Source organism: Polaromonas sp., from assembly GCF_039932935.1.
Taxonomy (GTDB): Bacteria; Pseudomonadota; Gammaproteobacteria; order Burkholderiales; family Burkholderiaceae_C; genus Polaromonas.
Window position 1 is genome coordinate 1 of record NZ_JBDTPB010000121.1, and the last position, 4,522, is coordinate 4,522.

The window sequence follows — 4,522 nt, forward strand, 5'->3', positions numbered from 1 at the left end:
GAGACCGGCGCCGACATGGTGTTCTGGAACGGCGCCTGCATCGTGCACGACGAGTTCAAGGCCTTTGAACTTCAGGCGCTGAAAAAAGAACACCCCGGCGCCAAAGTGCTGGTGCACCCCGAGTCCCCCGCGGACGTGGTGGCGCTGGCCGATGCCGTCGGCTCCACCTCTGGCATCCTGAAAGCCGCGCGCGATATGGACGCCAAAGAATTCATCGTTGCCACCGACAACGGCATGCTGCACAAGTTGCGCACGCTCAACCCGGGCAAGCTTTTCATCGAAGCACCGACCGCCGGCAACAGCGCCACCTGCAAAAGCTGCGCGCACTGCCCCTGGATGGCCATGAACGGCCTGGCGGGGCTGGCCCATGTGCTGGAAACCGGTGCGCATGAGGTGAAGATTGACCCCGCGCTGGGTTTACGTGCCCGCTTGCCGATAGACCGCATGCTGGCATTCACCGCCGCGCTGAAGAACGGCCAGCCCACTGCGGGGCTGGTGCCGCATATCGGTGCGGCCTGAGGCCACGTGTTGCCGCGGTCGCTCCTGTTTTGATAGCTGCTCGCGACCGTCTGATATGCGCCAGAGGCCGAAATGTCCTTGATAACTGCCTGCATTGATTTTTCGGATCCGCACGACAGCAGCGCGCCCCGCCTGCGCCATGCTTTCGGCCCGCCGCGTGCGGTGCTGGTAGCACGCACACAGGAGGAGGTCCGCCCCGTGCTGGATGCCGTGCAGGCCGCCGCGGTGCAGGGCGCCTGGTGCGTCGGGTATCTGCGTTATGAAGCTGCACCGGCTTTTGATGCCGCGCTGGCGGTGCACGACGCGGACGGGCCGTTGGCGTGGTTTGCCGTGCATGACGAGGCCCTGCCCTGGCCCGATGCGGAGCCCGACCACCCGGATGCCGGTGTGCAGGTGCAGTGGCAAGCAGGGCTGGAGCGTCCGGCGTTTGACGAGGCCCTGGGTGTGCTGCAGCGGGCCATCGCCAACGGGGCGTACTACCAGGTCAATTTCACCGCCGCCATGACCGGCCAGTTGCTGGAGGGCCAAGGCGGCGCCGGGCCGGCCCGCGCCCTGTTTCACGCGCTGCAGCGTGCGCAGCCTGGCGGCTACGCGGCATTTCTGGATACCGGCGACGAGCAACTTTTGTCGGTATCGCCCGAGCTGTTTTTTGACTGGCGCGCCGGCCACCTTCTGACACGGCCGATGAAGGGCACGGCGCCGCGCGGTGCGACCCCCGAGAGCGATGCCGCCCAGGCCGATGCGCTGCGCGCCTCGGTCAAGGAGCGCGCCGAAAACGTGATGATCGTGGACCTGCTGCGCAATGACCTGTCGCGCATCGCCGAGCCCTTCAGCGTATGCGTGCCGCGCCTGTTTCACACCGAGGCGCTGCCGGCGGTCTGGCAGATGACCTCCGACGTGCAGGCGCGGACCCGGGCCGGTTGCAGCTTGGCCGAGGTGTTTGCCGCGCTGTTCCCCTGTGGTTCGATCACCGGTGCGCCCAAGGTGCGGGCCATGCAGGCCATCCGCTCACTGGAGTTGGGGCCGCGGGGTGTGTATTGCGGGGCCATCGGCGTGGTGCGGCCCGGCGGCGCGGCGACTTTCAACGTGCCGATCCGTACCGTCAGCCTGCGTGGCGCCCAGGTCCGCTGCGGCATCGGAAGCGGCATTACCTCGGGTTCCGTGGCTGACGGAGAATGGCAGGAGTGGCGCCACAAGCAGGCCTTTCTGCAGCGCGCCAGCATGCCCTTCGAAATTCTGGAAACCCTGGCGCTGGAAGCAGGCCGGTTGCGCCACCTGGACGATCATCTGGCGCGCATGGAAGCTGCAGCCGTTCACTTTGGCAGCCGGTGGGATACGGCACAAGCCCATGCGTGTTTGCAGGCCGTGGCGCAAGCGCATCCGCAGGGTCTCTGGCGCGTGCGCCTGTTGCTCAGCGCCAGCGGCAAATTCACCGCCCAGGCTTATGCCATGGAGCCGTCACCGCCCAAGGTGCGCCTGCAGCTGGCCGACCGCCCGCTGGACGCGGTCCATGATGAATTTGTGCGCTTCAAAACAACGCGCCGCGCGCATTACGACGCTTTCACACCCACCGCGCCCGACGTGTTTGACAGCGTGCTGTGGAATGCGCAGGGCGAGATCACCGAATGCACACGCGGCAACATCGCGATGCAGATCGAGGGCCGCTGGGTCACGCCGCCGTTGGCCTGCGGGTTGCTGCCGGGTGTGGGCCGCGCACGGGTGCTGCAGGCGGGAACGCTCACCGAACGTGTGGTGCGGACGGATGCGTTGGCAACGGTGCAGGGCTGGGCGTTTGTGAACAGCCTGAGGGGCTGGATCGACGCAACCCTTGTTGATGGGGCCGTGAAGCCCCTGGTCCCTTAAAGCCAGGCCTGCGCCGCGTTAAAGCTTTTCCTTGACGTAGGACGCGCGGTCCATGTCCACCATTTCCACGCTGAGCTGGACCATCAAGCCCGCGGGCCTGGGGGTCAGGCGGCGCAACACATTGGCGATGCGCTCGCCGAGGTCCTTCTTCGCATCCGGTGTGCGGCCCGACAACAGGCGCAACTGGGCGTGCACAAAGGCGCGTGAGGCCGGTGCGGTGCCGATTTCAAAATCGTCCAGGGCGATCAATCGGGTTTTCAGGTCCGACTCGTCCTTTATTTCCGGGCTGTCGGCGACGGCCTGGTTCAAGGCCTTGAGTACTTCAGCCTTGGGGAAGCCGGCCAGGTTGCTGGAGTATTCAACGATCAGGTGGGGCATGTGGGTTCCATCAAAAAAGGAGAAAAATTTTTAACTTCCGGGTGGCACCAGCACCGTGGGGACGGCCAGTTCCGCGGTGCTGGGAAAGTCGCGGCTGAAATGCAGGCCGCGGCTTTCGTGCCGCCCGTGGGCCGAGCGCACGATCAAATCCGCCACCTGCACCAGGTTGCGCAGTTCCAGCAGGTCGCGTGTGACACGGAAGTTGGCATAGAACTCCTGGATCTCCGCGTTGAGCAAAGCGATGCGGTGTGCCGCGCGCTCCAGCCGCTTGGTGGTGCGCACAATGCCCACGTAGTTCCACATGAAGCGGCGCAGCTCGTCCCAGTTGTGCGAGATCACCACGGCTTCGTCGGCATCGGTGACCTGGCTTTCGTCCCAGGCCGGCAAGGTGCGAAGCGCTGCCGGTACCAGGGCTTCAATCGCGTGGGCCGTGGCGCGTGCGAGCACCACGCATTCGACCAGTGAATTGCTCGCCAGGCGGTTGGCGCCATGCAGGCCGGTGCAGGCGGTTTCACCCACAGCATAGAGGCCCGCCACGTCGGTGCGTCCGGCCAGGTCGGTCATCACGCCGCCGCAGGTGTAGTGCGCGGCCGGCACCACGGGGATGGGCTGGCGCGTGATGTCGATACCGAGCTCGAGGCAGCGCTTGAGGATGTTGGGGAAGTGCTCCTGCAAAAAAGCCGGGCTCTGGTGCGAGATGTCCAGGTAGACGCAGTCCAGGCCGTGCTTCTTCATCTCGAAGTCGATGGCGCGGGCCACAACGTCGCGCGGCGCGAGTTCGGCGCGGGCGTCATGCGCGGGCATGAAGCGCCCGCCGCCGGCCGAGGGCGGCAGCAGCAGCTTGCCGCCTTCGCCGCGCACGGCTTCGGTGATCAAAAACGATTTCGCGTCGGGGTGGTACAGGCAGGTCGGGTGGAACTGAATGAATTCCATATTGCCCACGCGGCAGCCGGCGCGCCAGGCTGCCGCAATGCCGTCGCCGGTGGCGGTGTCGGGATTGGTGGAGTAGAGGTAGACCTTGCCCGCGCCGCCGGTTGCCAGGATGGTGTGCCCTGCGCTGAAAGTCAGCACTTTGCCGCTGGCGGTGTCGAGCACGTAGGCGCCGTAGCAGCGGTTGCCGGGCTGCCTGAGTTGCCGGTCGGTGATGACGTCAACCAGCATGTGGTGCTCATGGAGCGTGATGTTGGGCGTCTTGCGGACCTGTTCCATTAGCGCGCGCTGCACGGCAGCGCCAGTGGCGTCGGCCGCATGCACGATGCGGCGCTGGCTGTGGCCGCCCTCGCGGGTCAGGTGCAGCTCGCCGGGATGGCCGGTGTCTTCGGAAAAAGCCACGCCCAATTCGCGCAGCCAGGCAATGGCTTTGGGCGCACCTTCGACCACCGCGCGTGTGGCGGGCAGGTCGCACAGGCCCGCACCCGCCACCAGTGTGTCGTTCACATGTTGCTCAAGCGAGTCGCCTTCCGCCAGCACGGCAGCCATGCCGCCCTGCGCCCAGCCGCTGGCACCGTCCCCGAGCGCACGTTTGGTCACCACCGCCACCCGCCGGCCCGGCGCCAGCAGCAGCGCAGCCGACAGACCCGCCAAGCCGCTGCCGATGATGAGCACGTCGAATTGATGCAAACCCGGGCTGTCAGACGTCATGGATCAATCACTCGCGTTGAATATGGGACTTTTCCCATCGACGGGCTCTGCGGCGCACTGATTTCCAGACCAGCAGGGGCCGCGGGACTGGCTTCGCCAGACCGCAGGCGCAGCGGCCCCC

The 4,522-nt window shown here is 66.3% G+C and carries 4 protein-coding genes; 2 read left to right on the forward strand and 2 right to left on the reverse strand.

Annotated elements, in window-relative coordinates; genetic code table 11:
- On the forward strand, positions 1-519 hold a 519-nt coding region (gene nadA / locus ABI546_RS19355), incomplete at its 5' end, for a quinolinate synthase NadA (RefSeq protein WP_348049255.1).
- A gap of 72 nt (positions 520-591) precedes the next feature.
- The gene (locus ABI546_RS19360) at positions 592-2,382 is read left to right on the forward strand and encodes a chorismate-binding protein (RefSeq protein ID WP_348049256.1); all 1,791 of its coding nucleotides are present in this window, start codon (positions 592-594) and stop codon (positions 2,380-2,382) included.
- Between the two features lie 18 nt (positions 2,383-2,400).
- Here ABI546_RS19360 and ABI546_RS19365 read toward each other — a convergent pair whose 3' ends face one another.
- Both ABI546_RS19365 and nadB read right to left on the reverse strand, forming a co-directional pair.
- Positions 2,401-2,760 carry a 5-carboxymethyl-2-hydroxymuconate Delta-isomerase gene (locus tag ABI546_RS19365; RefSeq protein ID WP_348049258.1) on the reverse strand — a complete coding sequence of 120 codons (360 nt, stop codon included), beginning with the start codon at positions 2,758-2,760 and terminating at the stop codon, positions 2,401-2,403.
- Between the two features lie 30 nt (positions 2,761-2,790).
- Positions 2,791-4,401, reverse strand: a complete 1,611-nt coding sequence (gene nadB, locus ABI546_RS19370; protein WP_348049260.1) for an L-aspartate oxidase — start codon at positions 4,399-4,401, stop codon at positions 2,791-2,793.
- Positions 4,402-4,522: the final 121 nt, after the last annotated feature.